Raw genomic sequence first — 14,317 nt, forward strand, 5'->3', positions numbered from 1 at the left:
AATAAAGGAAAATCATTTGGGAAAAGATCACCCGTAAGCGAGGCATGCTTTAAGCCAGCCGTCTTACGGGTGATTGCTGTGCGAATAGCATCGGCCAAAAATAAACCCCACCCTATAGCACTATAGCACATTCACTAAGGGTGGAGTGGGAATCGTTACCCTGCCTATGGCTCACTCTTTAGGGATTCAATCCAATCAGCATGACAGCTACTGCACAATAGCTCATTGCGGTCCTGCTTACCTTGGAAAAACGTGATTTGGCGAACGCTGTCCGTTTCACATTCACAGTAATAACAGCGATATTTCTCCAATTCGTTCCCTCCTTGAAGAGTTTTTCAAGAGTAACGATAGTTATCCTCTCCATCTATGATGTTATCTAACACACTAGGAATTTTTCAAATGATCAAAAGCAAAGTCAATCATTAGTCCAAACAAGAAGTAAGTAATGACATGCAGTAAATACCCAACAGAAGAGAACGGTACTATTAGCATCCTGATGCTATGTGAGCCAATAATCGTCTTGAATCATGTGGCGGTTTTTTATTTGCACGTGCGAAACAAAAGCGAGAATCGTTCGTCAAAGTAAGGGGGGTTCCATATATTTACAATTGAAAAGCATTAAAAAAGCACCTGACGATGATATTGTGGTATGGGAAGGATGAAAAATGTAATGAAGAACACAAGACAAATTATAATATCAACACTTGCATTAGGTTTTCTTGGTGGCGGAGGCTATCTATTTTTAGATTCACATACAATCGAAACGAGTCGTGCTTACGACCAAACCTCTCATAAACCAGCAAAAAGTGATAAGCAGACTTTGAAAAAAGTAGATGTATCGGGAGAGGTAGTAGAGGGCTTCGACAGTATCAAAGAGCTTCATGAAAGCGCTGAAGTGATTGCCGAGGTTGAAATCAATGAATCGGAGAGCTTTCAGTATAAAAACGTCGTATTTAACCTAAGTGATGCAAAAGTCAAACAAGTGTATAAGGGGGATGTACAATCAGAAAATGAGATCAAAATACTAGAGACCGGCGGATATAAAAATGGAACAGAGTATACTTTTGAAGGTAATGAGGTATTCAAAACAGGTGAAAAAGCGTATGTATACTTAGAAAAATATGAAGGTCCCGTTGCCGAAGACGCGTACGTAATTAAAGGGGTATATCAAGGGAAATTCCTCAAAGAAGAAGGTAAGTTGCAGTTTCCTAATGGAGTGGCTAAAGGATTGCAGGTAAATAACGAAAGTCAATTAGGACTTGATTAAAATGAATGACACTAGCGACATGGTCCCGCAAATACGTGAGGGAAAATGTTATAATCCTGCAAATTCCACAGCTAACCCGTCCCTGTTTTTACGGAGACGGGTTCTTTACTGAGATATGTTTATTCGTATCCAGAATGTGCGGGCAACTTTATTTGACCAAGATTTCAACCTTGGTTCCATCGGGATAATCCTCTAGTTGATTGGAAATCCAGGATCCAGCGCCTCGATTATCTGAAGGTGATATGTATTCAATATGTGCCCCTGTGCCTCCCTCAGCACACATAGCCATTGGCCATTCATCTCGATCATATCCTTTTTTTGTCGGAATACCCTTGAGTGATTTTTCGCGATTTCCATCTGCCCCACTGCGGTCAATTGTACATACAGCTGACTTCCCGGAGGCAATCGCTTCTTTGATATGCTTTGCGGTCTGAGGGTATCGATCAGACGGAAAAACAATCGTATGGTCTACGTTCCCGTTGTTGACTGGTTTGTTTTCTATTGGAACAAGTCCAAAGAGATAGGCGGCGCCGATCAGCAGCACCACAATCAACATCAGCATTTTTTTCTGTGTCATGCTTTTGTCCTCCAATATAAGTTCTTGTTCAATAATAACACTGCCAAGGATTATGTCGAGGAGTTGTGAATGCCTATAATTTTCTGTAAGCCTATTTCATAAGGCCAAAGCTTATACATATCCTTGATGAGTGCGAAAAAGAAGTGATACAGACAAGTAAATAGAATGAAGCCACTCGGATGCCGAGTGGCTTTTCTATTTACTAGCGGATCAAGAAGCTCCACCTCTAAAACGATTTTTACAAGTATCTGACAAGAAAACCTTGTAAACCGTATTTCAACCAGATAGTTACTTTGTAACGGCGACATAAATCATCTCTGCCGACACGAAAACTTGAAAAGCGGCCACACCAAATAGAATAAAGGCCATCTTACGGTTTTTCTTCAATTCAAATGATCCTAAAGAAGCCATGACAACGGCAAGGCATATCATCGTTACGATTCTTAAGAAAGCCACATGTGTAAAAATATTCACTACTGCAATAGCAAGAGCAACTACTGAAAAGATATTGAACCAAAGAGGTCTATTTTTCATAAATGATCACCAACAATTCCCTTTTTAAAATAATTTTAACAGATAGGCGATCTAGAAACATTAAAATGGCTCCGGGAATTGTAACAAGAAAAACTCCCTAATAAACAGGGAGTGGTAAAAACACAACCAATGTGGTTAGCATGATGTTTCTTGAAGCAAGGTCACATTACATCTCGCGTTCTGGACACCACCAACCGCACCCATGACGCATGCATAGCCAGATACAGCCTCCAGATTGTACTGGATAATAAGATGAATGTTGCACCAATTGTCCATTTACTTTCTTGAATTTCTTAGAATGAGATTTCTTCTTTTTCATGGGATCTCTTCTCCTTTAGGATGGATCTAAAATAAGGTATTAACAGAATTTTCCTTTTGATTGTACGAGTGTTCTCAAGTGACGAAAATGGACGATAAAATAGTGTTAGGATGGTCACGGCCGTGTGCTCGCCTTATTGAGGATGGAATGAAAAAGCACCTCAATAAGGTTCCAACGTCCCACAGTTTGGCGTTTTGGGAAACCTCAATTGTAATTTCTTGGATCTTTTGAAGAGAAAACCAAAAGTCTCTGCCCCTAATGTATTGGATATAACATATGTTAAAATAATGGCTAACGGAATTGATAGACTGTGTGCTTTTTTATCGAGGTGGTTGTAGTGTCAAGTTTCAATTTAATGAGGTGTCTATGCGGATTTTACGTTTTTTTAGTGCAGCAAGTGTAGCGTTTCTTGTCAGTGCCATGTTGTATATCATTAGTATGCTCTCCTTCCTATCCTATCAAGGTGAAGGAGTGGTTAATGTTTTCACTTTCTTGACAGGTATGTTGAGTTTTTATTTACTACCGTTTTGCTATGTTGGATGCTTGATAGGGGAATTGGTCTATTCTTTTACATCCAAGATAGAAAACCGTTTTCTTGTAACGTTGATCTTTGTAGTAACGGGCATCATGTATTCATATCTGGTAGATAGGTTTTTATTGCAGGGAAGTTCTTTTGGATTTTATTTATGTTTGTCAGTGCCGGGGTCAATATCTTTTTACTGGGCGCATTTTATAACCGATAGAAAGACGAATATACAACTTGCAGTAATACCAGGGTATGTAATTATTATGTTTTTGCTTGGATTGCTGCTTAACTTGTCCCTATTCTAAAGAGACTCTCTGAGTTAATCATTTGCTTCATGGTTATCAATGCGAAGAGGCACCATCCTGTCTGATAGGAGGTGCCTCTTCGACGCATTATTGGGACGGGTTTAAAAGTATCCGATAGATGTTCCTCCTGTTTCTTTACTTTGCGTGTGTAAGGGATATTTCAAAGGCATCTAAAATTTCAAGAAAATGCGAGGCTTCTCTAAATACATGGTCAGCGAGCAATGGGGGGATTATGCTCTTAATTTTGCATTCCTCAATCAAATCACGAGCTGTTTTTTTGAAGTCGCGCAATTGACGAACGGATACGCGATTTTGATCCACAAACTGATTCAGTAGTGGTTGCGTTTGAGACTGGGGACGCATGGAATCAAGGTCCTGAGCTTGAAACAATAATTGATCAAAATCATGGCTGAATTCTCTAGCTTGGTCCACTAGCTTTCTTTCGGAAGGATCGAGCAAATGATTAATAAATTTCGCATGGTCAGCCATGATTCGCAGGAAAAAGACGTTTTCATTAATCACCGCATCAGGTAAGGGATCCAGGGTTCCTGTATTCAATTGTTCTAATCGATTCCGAAAATAGGCAGCTTCCCTGCTCACATGATCGACCAGCAGAGGAAAGTTGTTACCACCGATTTTGCATTGAATAATGAGTCCGAGTACTTTGCGTTTAAAAGCCCAAATATAGGAAACGGCATTATGGACGAGTTGATTAAAGTCATAGATTCGTTGAGGGTCTACGTCAGAAGGAAAAGCAAGTGCTTGGCTTTCGATTTCTTCAAAAATGCTGTAAAAGCGATTCGCTTCTTCAATCAATTTTGTGTCTTCGCAGTTAAAGCCCAATTTGAGAAACAGGGAGTGTTCTTTCATGATGCGAGACCAAAATCGTATTTCCTCTAATGATCGTTCAACAAAAACATTTGCCATGTTGTACCTCCGCATAAGGATTTGGGCGGATCAAAGCCCGTTTTCCACTTTTGATCACACATGATGTATGACTATGCGTTTACCCAGTTTCGTGAATGGGCATGAGCACAGAAATAAAAAATTCTGGCTTGTCCCACAAAAAAACTCCCGGTAAAGGGAGTTTTCCCATGTCAAAAACGACGCATCGAATGCATTTGCATTCTGTGGTGATGGGCCCTCATGCGATGGAAGTGTTCTCTTTCTCTAAAGGTATGATGACGCATTCGGTCATGACGATGTTCAAAAGCTAAAGAGCGAAAACGTTCTGCTTGCCTCATGTGGTGATGCATACGCTGTCTATGATGATCAATTGGATCCATAACACTACCCCCCTTAACCGTTGGTACTGATAGGATATGAGGACAGCTTTCTGCTTGCTTATGCATGAGTGGATATCGCGAAGAAAGAATGAAAAAGAGGCGTAAAGCCTATAGCTTTCGCCCAGTTCTGAACAAGGTTAATCGTTTACTCGGTTCGCGGTCTGGTCGGGAAACAGTCTGGTGATGGCACGTCTGAAACCTCAGATAGCTTCATCAAATAGTAGCATTCTTCCCGGGACATATGGTCGGCCATGAGCGGGGAGAAAACTCCAAGCAATTCATCGCGCATCCGCATCTCTTCCAATTCATGTAAGAATACCTGGAAAAGCTTCATTTCCATTTCTGCTTGATGGTTAAAACGGCGTAGTGCCGGGAAGTTATCCAAGTTCGTTCGGAGATACCCAGCTAATTCCACCGCTTTTAGGTAAAAATGCTCGAACTGTTTGGTAAATTGTTCACTTTTACGCTGATAATCTTTTTCCACCATGTCCAAAAGGGAAGTGATGGTGGCTGCATGCCCGACCGCATCGGATAGCCACAGAAGGTGCAGTTCAACCGGGTGATTGGCAGGTGGCAAGCTTCCGGACAGGAAGGCATGCAAAATTCGTTCATACTCTTCTAGTTCATTGACCATGTGGTTTATAAACGTTGGAGGAAGACTAATGGATATTTTACTGATGAGATGCCTTTCCAGAATGTGGAGTTTAAATTCACGTAGCTGTTGCGTGAGTTCACTTGCCTGCTGGTTAAGTGCGTCTAGTTCATCGGAAGACAGATTCTGCCTGGCGATATCCAGTAAGTTATCAAATGACACAATAAAGTATACAGCTTTTTCAATCTCCTCCTCTTCATTCGGAGCGAGTGATTGAAAAATAAAGCGGGCATGATCGCCCAGAATCTGCAGCCAGAAACGGTGCTCAAACAACATACTTTCCCTTAAAGGAGCATTCACTGTTGTTCCCTCCTTACTCCACATCAAGATATGTAAAAACGCCCAGAAGTGTGTGACGGATTGACCTTGACTCACAAATGGACATAAATGGTAAAATACTTGTAGGAGGAGCAGCAGTAGGGGGGAGAATATGAAGAGACCAATCAAAAATATACCAAAGACAGGCAGCGAATGGTTATGGGATGTAGTTGGTTGTGTATTTTTTGTGGGATCACTACTCTTTTTAGTCTTTGTATGGAATAAGCTTCCTGACGAGGTTCCTGCCCATTACGATTCCTTGGGGGAAGTAGATCGCTGGGGCTCAAAATGGGAGTTGCTTCTTTTGCCTGGGATTGGCGTCTTTATCATTTTCCTCATGCAGGTACTCGAAAAACATCCGGAGCTACATAACTACCCAGCACGCTTCTCTGAATCGAATGCCGAGCAGTTTTATTTGCACAGTCGAAAAATCGTGAACCAAATAAAAAATAGTTGCTTAATTATTTTTTCCGTAATCTTGTTGGAGTCGGTTTCCATTGCTCTAGGCTGGGGAGGCGGCTTTGGGAAGTGGTTTCTGCCGATCACGATCATTGGGATGATCGTTTTGCTTGTGATAGGAATCGTGAAACAAAAAAAGATTCAATGAGAAGAGTGAGCGAGGGGTCCTTCTAACGGAAAGGGCCTTTTCTTTGTTTTTTGCAACGAAAATCATGAAGACATATGTCCTTCCCTATCCACCTTACCATCCTTTTTAATTAGGAACAGATCAGTGTGAGGTGAGAGGGATGAAAGGAATTATTTTTGCTATTTTGGGCGGTGTTTTCATTACCTTGCAAGGGGTAGCGAATGCAAGAATCAGTCAAGATATTGGTACTTGGCAAACCGCGACACTTACGCAGTTAACGGGCTTTCTCACGGCTTTTTTACTCCTGTTGTTTTTTCGAGATGGAAAATGGCAGGCATATAGGCGAGTGAAACCGTTATATTTGACAGGTGGGGCATTCGCAGCGTTTATCATTTTTAGCAATGTTACGGCTATCCAGCATATCGGAGTAACCATGACGATTTCTGCTGTCTTGATTGCGCAGCTTAGCCTGACTTTTCTCATTGATAGCAATGGGTGGTTCGGTGTTGATAAACAAAAGATGAGGCTACCGCATTTTATTGGGATCGGGATGATGATTCTGGGTGTGCTGATACTGCGATCCTGATAGCGAGAGGGTGAAACAGAGGGATGAAGGAAATCGAAAATCGTGAGCTTTTGCAACAATATCTCCATGAACATCAGTTAGCGTCTGTTTTTTATGAGCCTTTTCTGCCGCATTTGTCCTTGTACCAATTTGATCAAGGGGAGCTCATTTGTGCCCAGGGTGAAGCGGCCTGTCACCTGTATGTTTTAGTGAAGGGAAAAGTAAAGGTTTTTACGACTTCCCCCGAAGGAAAGACGCTGATCCTATCCTTTAAAAAGCCCCTTGAAGTGATCGGAGATATTGAGTATGTAAGAGGAATTTCTTACCAGAATTCGGTAGAAGCGGCCTCGTCTGTTCAGATGATCGGAATTCATTATCGCTGGTTGAAAAAATACGGGACAGACTACGCTCCACTCCTGCAATTTTTACTGCAAATCATTACGAATAAGTTTTGTGTGAAGTCCAACACCTTAAGCATCAACCTTTTGTACCCAGTAGAAGTACGTTTCGCGCGTTATTTGTTGTCCGTTTCGATAGAGGAGTGGAATTCTGCCAACAGAGAACAGATCAGTACGAGCTATCTCTTGGATGCAGCGAATATGATTGGAACGAGCTACAGACATTTGAATCGGGTCATTCAACAGTTCTGCAAGGAGGGGCTGATTGAGCGTGCCAATGGATACCTTCTAATCAAGGATAGGGAAGGTTTAGCTAAAATGGCGAGCGAGACTCCCAACGAATAAGGAGACAGGAGTGTCAAAAACATGGTAGTCGGGCTATTTTTCGCGTTACTGGCTGGCTTGTTGGTCAGCCTGCAAAATATTTTTAACAGGAAAGTAAGTGAACAGGCAGGGACATGGTCTACGACGACTCTTGTGCTTGGGATGGGGTTTCTGTCGTCTTTAACAATGGGTCTCATTTTTGAAGGAAGTCAGTTGTTTTCACCTCAAACTATGCAGCCGTGGTACTGGTTCAGCGGCATGATCGGCGTTGGGGTGGTCTTTTGTTTGGTGCAAGGGATGAGACTGCTTGGCCCAACGTATGCCATCTCCATCGTTCTCACTGCCCAGCTCGGTTTTGCTTTATGGTCGGATTCAATCGGCTGGTTAGGGCTGCTTCAAGTGCCGATTACCTTTACGCAATTGCTTGGGGTTCTGGTCATTGTCGGGGGTGTGATCGTATTTAAACTAGGTGGTGAATGGCAACAGAAACGCTCCGAGAGTAAGATGTAATTTTTTTTGTTGACTTATTTTTAAACGTCATGATAAAATAAAAAATTTTAAATTCAATATTTGTGTTATAATGGCTATAGATTGCTTTGAAGGAGGTGGACGTATGTTTCAAGTTGGAGACAAGGTTTTTTATCCGATGCACGGAGCAGGCGTAATCGAGGCGATGGAGGAGAAGGAATTTCTGGGTGAAAAACACCTCTATTATGTGCTCAACATGTCGCTGAAAGAGTTAAACATCATGGTCCCGGTTGAAAAGATGTCCGCTCTTGGTATCAGAAAGGTGGTCGAAGCAGACATTCTAGAGAATGTTTTGGCCGCCATGCTAGAGGGGCAACGCGACACCGCGTTGAATGCAGCACAGCGCTACAAGCTTCATACAGAAAAAATGAAGAGTGGCGATATTTACGAGCAATCTGAGGTCATTCGCGATTTGGTTGGTATGAGTAAAGAAAAAGTATTGGGAACGAGTGACAAAGTGATGCTGGATAATGCACAGCAGCTCCTCATTAGTGAGATTGGATTGGTAAAAGATGTAGGTACGGAACAGGCAACAGAAATGCTAAAGCAAGCTGTATGCCCAGAAGAAATGTCTGAAATTGTCCCATAAATATTGTCTATACAAGGGAAGCAAGGGGAGTGATTGTTACTACAATCGCCCCCTTTTTTGTTTGTCTGTTAGAGCAACAAGCCGCGATCGAGAGAAAATTCTTGGCGACTGGCAAACTGGTGGTAACCAACACGTAAAAAGGCTTTGGCCATTGGCGTGTTTTTTACATCGGTATCTGCGCGGATGTATGTTTCGCCTGCTTGTACAAGAACGTCTGTGGCTTGCTTCAGCAATCGATCAATATAGCCGTGTCCTCTTTGCTCGGGGAGAACACCGATGTATCCAATCGTAGCAAAGGTAGGGCTGACCGTAGGCATCAAAAATCCAATGAGCTCAATTTTTGCAGTATAGGCAAGCTGCCACCATTCCGGTTCGTATTTCATTTGTTGCAAATCTTGGAACATTTCCTGGGCTTGGACTTGAGAGCCTTTTTCCAAGCGCTGTTCTGTTATTTGTTGATCGTGGGTGAATTGCGAGACACGCAGGATGGCATCCACAAATGCAGCCTCGCCAACCTCAGGAAGACTGCGGTACACGATCAGATCATGCGTTCCTTTTGACGGTATAGCAGTTGCCTCGTTCGAGGTATGCCATTCGAATCGGTTTGTTTCCCGGCTAATCCGAAAGCCGAGCGCTTCCAGAACATTTCTTTGCTCTTGGTGATCCGTTTGCCATTGGGGAGAGGAGGAAGGGGAATCCAGAACATAGCCGATTTTCTCAGATAGATTCCCAGCCATGAGTGCAAAGACTTCGCGTAAAAAATGAGCTCCGAGCGAGGGACATTCTGTTTCTTTCCAGGGAAGCTCCAACAAAACCAAATCAGTCGCTTGCTTACTGCCAGGCAATGTCCAGAAGGCAAGACGACCAGCGATCTCACCTTGTACCTCCAGAACGAAGCACCAGTCTTGACGCATGGCTCCTTGTGCAAACATTTTATCGAGATAAGCAGCTATATCATCCCGAACGGAAGCAGGGTGATCCGGGAAGGCCAAAAATGCAGGTAAATCCTCCGAGTCGATACGGCGAACGGTGATCATGCAAGGTATCTCTCCTTTGTAACTATCTAAATTTATTTTGTTAGTTACAAAGGGATTTTACCAAAATGTTCTGTAAATCGTCAATCGTGGTCTATGTAGGAAAAGAGGAGGGGAGGAGCAAACTGCCCGCTCCCTCATTTGCTCCTGTGTTATTCAATCAATACACCCCGCGACCTGCCTATGATGCGGATGGCCCGACTCCACAGCAGCTGGAGCTTTTTTCTTTGCAGGGGTCGCACATACAGATCAGGGCTTTTCAGATAGGGACGCATGGGGATGACACGAAAGCATATACGTCCTTGACTTACATAGCGTTGCGAAAAGGTCGGGATGACGGAAATTTGCTCGAGTGAAATCTGATTCCTCTCATCTTTTTCGACAGTAAATCGCAGGATTGCCCCGCACTGGGATTGATCAAACGAGAGCATTTTCTCAGATGTAAAATTGCCCAAAGAATATGCGACTAATGTTTGTCTCTTTGTCCCGTGAGGAGTCATGATACTCGGAGTGACAACAGGCTGCAGAACATGTGGGTGAGCCCCGAGGATGACATCAGCACCATTGTCGAGCAGTCTTTGTACGAGCTGCCGCTGGCGCGTCGTTGGTGTATAGCGGAATTCAATCCCAAAGTGAAGGGAGATGATCACGACATCGACCAGAGGACGAACTTTTCTCAGGTCGGATAATATCGTGTCAAGATGAAGAAGTCGGACGATCCATGGTGTATGAGCGGGGATCACCTGCTTGTTTGTCCCGTAGGTATAAGCAAGCATGGCGATGCGAATGCCGTTTACCTCCTTGATCAGGTAGGTATTTGCCTCGTCGGGGCTTCGATAGGTTCCGGTATGAGCAAGCTTGTATCGATCCAAAACATCAAGGGTTCGGCATAGTCCGGTTACTCCGCCATCCAGACAGTGGTTATTCACTGTAGTCAATACGTCAAATCCAGATGTTTTCAAGTCCCGAGCCAATTCATCTGGACAGTTGAAGCGAGGGTAACCGGTTTTTGCCGAGCCGATTTGATAGGGCTGTGTTTTCCCGGAAAAAGTGGTTTCTAAATTGCCAATCGTGAGATCCGCCGCTGAGAGAATCGGTGCCACGGGATGAAACATATCGGTAAAAGAGAATTGATCTGTACCAGGCAATCTGGCAGTTGCCACCTGCTCTTTCCACATCAGGATGTCGCCTACAGCGGCGATCGTAGCCTTCTTTTTCATGCGCTTCACCTCCCCTCCTACTCTATTCCAGAAGTCGTCCTTCTGATTTGGATAGTAGCGGAACGTTTTCATAGATAATGGTCTATACAGGCTGTCTATGCCGTTCATACAATAGGAAAGCTGATCGAGAGAAGAAGAACGAGGCAAAGGGGTGATGCCCGTGAAAAAGAAGAGAAGAGCTGCTGTACCTGTAAAGACGCTGATTCTCGACAAGCCGGTTATCGCTGTGACAGGAAGCGCAGGGAAGACCACGACAAAGGAAATGATCTACAGCATCTTAAATCTACGGATGCCCACATATAAATCGATGTATAACAAGAACTTCCTGGGAAATACAAGAGCGCATACCAAAAGAATTCGGGACGAGCACAAAGCCGCAGTGCTTGAATATGGAATTTATCGAAGCGGTCATTTGCGACAGCATTGCAAAATCATTCAGCCGTCTATGGGAGTCATCACGAATATTGGCACGGCTCACATCGGAAATTTTGGCGGTGATGGCAGGCAGCTGGCGTTAGCAAAAACGGAGTTAATTCGTCATATGAAACCCACGGGAACCGTTTTTCTGAATAGGGATTGTCCCTATTCTCGCGAGTTTAATCAACAGCCTTACCTGGGGGCGTTCACGGGAAAAATCGTGACATTTGGCAAGGAGCAGGAGGCGGACTATAAGGCGGGGCGAACGAAAATAGAAGGCAATGGGTTTCGATTCGAATGTTCTTTGCGTGGAGAAAAGGAGTCATTTTTTGTTCCTATTCCTGGCGAGCATAATTTATACAACGCATTAGCTGCTATAGCAGTCGCCCATACGATGGGGATTCCCGTCGATGACATTCGTCAAGGGTTAAGCCAGTTTCGCGGACAGAGAAAACGCCTTACCAGCTATCGACTCGCAAATAACATTCAGGTGCTGGATGATACCTACAGCTCGAATCCCGATGCGGCCAAGGCAGCGCTTGATGTGTTAAGCCAGGTCGGGCATACCACAAAGATCGCCGTGCTCGCCAGTATGCTAGAAATGGGAAAATACGACGTGAAAGGTCATGAGGATGTCGGGATATATTTGAGTCAAAAAAATGTAGACTACTTGTATACGCTGGGAAATAGTGCGAGGTACATTGCAAGAGCAGCGATTCGCTCCGGATTTCCGGCAAATCGGGTGAGGCATTGTTTGAGTAAGGCAGGCTTACATCGGCGTCTAGCAAAACAGCTGAAGCCAGATACAGCTTTTCTCGTAAAAGGATCGAATCGGTTGAAAATGGGAGAGACTGTACAATTTTTGTGCAGGGTAACTGCCAATCAAGGCATTCGGAAAGGATGAAAGAGTGGAGGCGCCTACGGATTTATATACAGGCTATTGCGGAAAAAATAGGTGAATGACGGCGGGCAAACGCACATACCATCTGTGCGTTTGCTGCATTTCCTATAGGGAGACTAGTAGGAGGTGACACGTCATGTCATATCAATTTCCCCCTGGCGGCCGAGATGGTTCCCCAGGTTTTCCAGAATCCTCTGGTTCCCCCGGTTCACCGGGAGGTTTCCCCCCGCCACCACCAGGTCCTCCACCCAGCAGGACGCCAAGTGCACCAGGAGCAAGAGGCTATGGGGGAACACGCCGGATTGATGCTGGCGGATTCTATCCCTGCTTATATCGCTACACGTACGTATGGTTGCGAAATGGTCGTTCTTTCTGGTTTTACCCCGTCTATGTCAGTCGTAACTCTGTATCCGGATACCGCTGGACTGGATACCGTTGGGAATATTACGGGACAGACTTGCATCGAATCGCTTATTTTACTTGCTAACCAAATTACAAGCAAAACGGCCATTCCTTGGGAGGATGGCCGCTTTATTTTGTGTTCTTATTTTATTGAAAGTGAAAAATCCTTGTGATCATGAATTTCTCCCTTTTCCACATGGACCTTGACTGTATAATCCCCAGCAGTAGGGAACTGTACGTTGCCGTCATATTGACCAGCCGCAGTTTCCGTTGCATCGACGAAGCTATGCTTTTGGTCAGTTCCCCTCCAGAACTCGAACTTGACTGTCGCTTTGTCCAACGCTTTGTTGTCCTTCATGAGATGAACAGTGAGGGCAGTTGGTGTTGCTACTTTGATATTGTCGGCTGGGGAGAAATGATAATCTACCGTTTCGGCATTCGCGTGGCCTGTCGCTCCATGATCGTGTGACTGATCTGCACCAGCTTCCGGCGCAGGGGTCGCCCCAGGGCCAGGAGTTTCACCTGCTTTGTTGGTTACGGTAAAAGGTGTCTTCTGCATATTGTGGAAATCTCGTGCCGTTACATGGTAGTAGACAAAATAAGAACCAGGCTCGTTCATGGTTTGTTGGGCCGTGTAGACACCGTCTCCTTGCAGCGAAGCCGGGATCGTTTCATGCTTTTCTTGCCCATCTTTCCACCATTCGAATTTCACTTCCTTGGCATCATCCACGGGTTGGCCATCTTGTGTGACTTTAACAGAGAAGGTAACGGTGTCGCCCGCTACAAGCTCCTTTGGTTCCAATGTAAAGGCAGCCTCAACGGGAGCCCCGGGTTGAAAAGCTTGTTGCTCGTTCTCATTTCCACAAGCGGCTAAGAGGAGTAGAAGCATGGATAAGAGCAGAATCATCGTTCGTTTCATGTTGGATTACCCTTCCTTTTTTAATTTCAACAGTTCCTGATAAATTTGATCGGGATCGAAATCGTCACCCATGCCGAATTTTTGAATGACAGCATTGTTATCATCCACGAGATACGTACTCGATGTATGAGAGATAAATCCATCATCCATCTTATTGGCAAAAAAGCCAAGCGAATTTGTAACCGTTTTGATCGTTTCGTCATCACCCCGAAGCAGGGTCCAGCCGTGTTCTTGAATCCCCAACTGTTTGCCATAGTAGCGCATGACATCAGGAGTGTCGTTTTGCGGATCAATCGTGATGGTCAAAAACTCAACGTCTTGCCCCATCAGATTTGCTTCGAGCAAGCGCTTTTGCAGCTGAACCATTTTGATAGTTGTCGTGGGACAAATATCCGGGCAACGGGTATAAATTAGCTCCACCAAGCGAAATGTTTTCTTTTGCGGTGCTAGCGAATAGGGTTGTCCATCGATGGTTTGCAAAGTTACATCTGGCAATTTCGCCTGGGCGTTTTTGGGCCCGAACCCAACCCAAGAAACGACAAGAGCAACAAGGACGAGGACGGGTAACAACAAGAGCAACCGTCTGATTCGGATAGCGGTAGCAGGGGCGATATTCACGTGTGAGTAGCGCCTCCTTTCTCATTCTTTTT

At 44.3% G+C, this 14,317-nt stretch carries 18 protein-coding genes; 9 read left to right on the top strand and 9 right to left on the bottom strand.

Features of this window, described 5'->3' with window-relative positions:
- Positions 1-670: 670 nt before the first annotated feature.
- A complete protein-coding gene (locus tag HPY31_RS25545; protein WP_172142961.1) occupies positions 671-1,267 on the top strand; it encodes a hypothetical protein in 597 nt (198 codons plus the stop codon).
- A 148-nt stretch (positions 1,268-1,415) separates the two neighbouring features.
- Here HPY31_RS25545 and HPY31_RS25550 read toward each other — a convergent pair whose 3' ends face one another.
- The 4 genes from HPY31_RS25550 to HPY31_RS25565 all read right to left on the bottom strand — a co-directional run bounded on the left by HPY31_RS25550 (position 1,416) and on the right by HPY31_RS25565 (position 4,455).
- Positions 1,416-1,844 (bottom strand): NucA/NucB deoxyribonuclease domain-containing protein, encoded by a 429-nt coding sequence (locus HPY31_RS25550; protein WP_172142962.1) that lies wholly within the window; start codon positions 1,842-1,844, stop codon positions 1,416-1,418.
- A gap of 288 nt (positions 1,845-2,132) precedes the next feature.
- The gene (locus tag HPY31_RS25555; RefSeq protein WP_142495722.1) at positions 2,133-2,378 is read right to left on the bottom strand and encodes a hypothetical protein; all 246 of its coding nucleotides are present in this window, start codon (positions 2,376-2,378) and stop codon (positions 2,133-2,135) included.
- A gap of 135 nt (positions 2,379-2,513) precedes the next feature.
- The gene (locus HPY31_RS25560; RefSeq protein WP_172142963.1) at positions 2,514-2,654 is read right to left on the bottom strand and encodes a hypothetical protein; all 141 of its coding nucleotides are present in this window, start codon (positions 2,652-2,654) and stop codon (positions 2,514-2,516) included.
- A gap of 1,009 nt (positions 2,655-3,663) precedes the next feature.
- Positions 3,664-4,455: a DUF2935 domain-containing protein gene (locus tag HPY31_RS25565; protein ID WP_172142964.1), complete on the bottom strand. Its 792-nt coding sequence runs from the start codon at positions 4,453-4,455 to the stop codon at positions 3,664-3,666.
- 167 nt (positions 4,456-4,622) lie between these two features.
- On the opposite strand from HPY31_RS25565, the gene HPY31_RS29070 reads away from it, so the two are divergent.
- Entirely contained in the window at positions 4,623-4,745 is a 123-nt protein-coding gene (locus HPY31_RS29070) for a hypothetical protein (protein WP_256434433.1), read from the top strand.
- Between the two features lie 214 nt (positions 4,746-4,959).
- On the opposite strand, the gene HPY31_RS25570 is transcribed toward HPY31_RS29070, so the two are convergent.
- Positions 4,960-5,766 carry a DUF2935 domain-containing protein gene (locus HPY31_RS25570; RefSeq protein WP_172142965.1) on the bottom strand — a complete coding sequence of 269 codons (807 nt, stop codon included), beginning with the start codon at positions 5,764-5,766 and terminating at the stop codon, positions 4,960-4,962.
- Between the two features lie 130 nt (positions 5,767-5,896).
- Here HPY31_RS25570 and HPY31_RS25575 point away from each other — a divergent pair, with 130 nt between their 5' ends.
- The 5 genes from HPY31_RS25575 to HPY31_RS25595 all read left to right on the top strand — a co-directional run bounded on the left by HPY31_RS25575 (position 5,897) and on the right by HPY31_RS25595 (position 8,774).
- Complete coding sequence (locus HPY31_RS25575; RefSeq protein ID WP_172142966.1) at positions 5,897-6,391, top strand: DUF1648 domain-containing protein; 495 nt, start codon at positions 5,897-5,899, stop codon at positions 6,389-6,391.
- A gap of 139 nt (positions 6,392-6,530) precedes the next feature.
- Entirely contained in the window at positions 6,531-6,956 is a 426-nt protein-coding gene (locus tag HPY31_RS25580; RefSeq protein ID WP_087349577.1) for a DMT family transporter, read from the top strand.
- A gap of 23 nt (positions 6,957-6,979) precedes the next feature.
- A complete protein-coding gene (locus tag HPY31_RS25585; RefSeq protein ID WP_016742546.1) occupies positions 6,980-7,678 on the top strand; it encodes a Crp/Fnr family transcriptional regulator in 699 nt (232 codons plus the stop codon).
- A gap of 21 nt (positions 7,679-7,699) precedes the next feature.
- Positions 7,700-8,167: a DMT family transporter gene (locus HPY31_RS25590; RefSeq protein WP_016742547.1), complete on the top strand. Its 468-nt coding sequence runs from the start codon at positions 7,700-7,702 to the stop codon at positions 8,165-8,167.
- A 103-nt stretch (positions 8,168-8,270) separates the two neighbouring features.
- Positions 8,271-8,774, top strand: coding sequence for a CarD family transcriptional regulator (locus tag HPY31_RS25595; protein ID WP_172142967.1), 504 nt, complete (start codon positions 8,271-8,273; stop codon positions 8,772-8,774).
- Positions 8,775-8,842: 68 nt separating this feature from the next.
- Here the strand turns inward: HPY31_RS25595 and HPY31_RS25600 are convergent, their stop codons facing one another.
- Positions 8,843-9,811 (bottom strand): GNAT family N-acetyltransferase, encoded by a 969-nt coding sequence (locus HPY31_RS25600; RefSeq protein WP_172142968.1) that lies wholly within the window; start codon positions 9,809-9,811, stop codon positions 8,843-8,845.
- A gap of 149 nt (positions 9,812-9,960) precedes the next feature.
- Complete coding sequence (locus HPY31_RS25605) at positions 9,961-11,028, bottom strand: CapA family protein (RefSeq protein ID WP_253901953.1); 1,068 nt, start codon at positions 11,026-11,028, stop codon at positions 9,961-9,963.
- A 154-nt stretch (positions 11,029-11,182) separates the two neighbouring features.
- Between HPY31_RS25605 and HPY31_RS25610 the strand changes: the two genes are divergently transcribed.
- Both HPY31_RS25610 and HPY31_RS25615 read left to right on the top strand, forming a co-directional pair.
- Complete coding sequence (locus tag HPY31_RS25610; RefSeq protein ID WP_172142970.1) at positions 11,183-12,349, top strand: UDP-N-acetylmuramoyl-tripeptide--D-alanyl-D-alanine ligase; 1,167 nt, start codon at positions 11,183-11,185, stop codon at positions 12,347-12,349.
- A gap of 281 nt (positions 12,350-12,630) precedes the next feature.
- Positions 12,631-12,921, top strand: a complete 291-nt coding sequence (locus HPY31_RS25615; protein WP_172142971.1) for a hypothetical protein — start codon at positions 12,631-12,633, stop codon at positions 12,919-12,921.
- Here HPY31_RS25615 and HPY31_RS25620 read toward each other — a convergent pair.
- Together HPY31_RS25620 and HPY31_RS25625 are read right to left on the bottom strand one after the other, a co-directional pair.
- A complete protein-coding gene (locus HPY31_RS25620; protein ID WP_172142972.1) occupies positions 12,891-13,667 on the bottom strand; it encodes a FixH family protein in 777 nt (258 codons plus the stop codon). The two genes, HPY31_RS25615 and HPY31_RS25620, sit on opposite strands and share 31 nt — an antisense overlap.
- Before the next feature lie 6 nt (positions 13,668-13,673).
- Positions 13,674-14,285 carry an SCO family protein gene (locus HPY31_RS25625; RefSeq protein ID WP_172142973.1) on the bottom strand — a complete coding sequence of 204 codons (612 nt, stop codon included), beginning with the start codon at positions 14,283-14,285 and terminating at the stop codon, positions 13,674-13,676.
- Positions 14,286-14,317: the final 32 nt, after the last annotated feature.

Origin of the sequence: Brevibacillus sp. HB1.3, from assembly GCF_013186635.1 — a bacterium.
Classification (GTDB): domain Bacteria; phylum Bacillota; class Bacilli; order Brevibacillales; family Brevibacillaceae; genus Brevibacillus; species Brevibacillus brevis_D.

Excerpts from the sequence above, each read along its gene's own strand:
- HPY31_RS25575 (WP_172142966.1), top strand. The coding sequence starts at position 5,897 with ATGAAGAGACCAATCAAAAATATACCAAAGACAGGCAGCGAATGGTTA.
- HPY31_RS25585 (WP_016742546.1), top strand. The coding sequence starts at position 6,980 with ATGAAGGAAATCGAAAATCGTGAGCTTTTGCAACAATATCTCCATGAA.
- HPY31_RS25615 (WP_172142971.1), top strand. The coding sequence starts at position 12,631 with ATGGGGGAACACGCCGGATTGATGCTGGCGGATTCTATCCCTGCTTAT.
- HPY31_RS25565 (WP_172142964.1), bottom strand. The coding sequence starts at position 4,455 with ATGGCAAATGTTTTTGTTGAACGATCATTAGAGGAAATACGATTTTGG.
- HPY31_RS25620 (WP_172142972.1), bottom strand. The coding sequence starts at position 13,667 with ATGAAACGAACGATGATTCTGCTCTTATCCATGCTTCTACTCCTCTTA.
- HPY31_RS25545 (WP_172142961.1), top strand. The coding sequence starts at position 671 with ATGAAGAACACAAGACAAATTATAATATCAACACTTGCATTAGGTTTT.
- HPY31_RS25550 (WP_172142962.1), bottom strand. The coding sequence starts at position 1,844 with ATGACACAGAAAAAAATGCTGATGTTGATTGTGGTGCTGCTGATCGGC.
- HPY31_RS25580 (WP_087349577.1), top strand. The coding sequence starts at position 6,531 with ATGAAAGGAATTATTTTTGCTATTTTGGGCGGTGTTTTCATTACCTTG.
- HPY31_RS25590 (WP_016742547.1), top strand. The coding sequence starts at position 7,700 with ATGGTAGTCGGGCTATTTTTCGCGTTACTGGCTGGCTTGTTGGTCAGC.
- HPY31_RS29070 (WP_256434433.1), top strand. The coding sequence starts at position 4,623 with ATGTCAAAAACGACGCATCGAATGCATTTGCATTCTGTGGTGATGGGC.
- HPY31_RS25560 (WP_172142963.1), bottom strand. The coding sequence starts at position 2,654 with ATGGACAATTGGTGCAACATTCATCTTATTATCCAGTACAATCTGGAG.
- HPY31_RS25600 (WP_172142968.1), bottom strand. The coding sequence starts at position 9,811 with ATGATCACCGTTCGCCGTATCGACTCGGAGGATTTACCTGCATTTTTG.
- HPY31_RS25595 (WP_172142967.1), top strand. The coding sequence starts at position 8,271 with ATGTTTCAAGTTGGAGACAAGGTTTTTTATCCGATGCACGGAGCAGGC.
- HPY31_RS25610 (WP_172142970.1), top strand. The coding sequence starts at position 11,183 with ATGCCCGTGAAAAAGAAGAGAAGAGCTGCTGTACCTGTAAAGACGCTG.
- HPY31_RS25555 (WP_142495722.1), bottom strand. The coding sequence starts at position 2,378 with ATGAAAAATAGACCTCTTTGGTTCAATATCTTTTCAGTAGTTGCTCTT.
- HPY31_RS25605 (WP_253901953.1), bottom strand. The coding sequence starts at position 11,028 with ATGAAAAAGAAGGCTACGATCGCCGCTGTAGGCGACATCCTGATGTGG.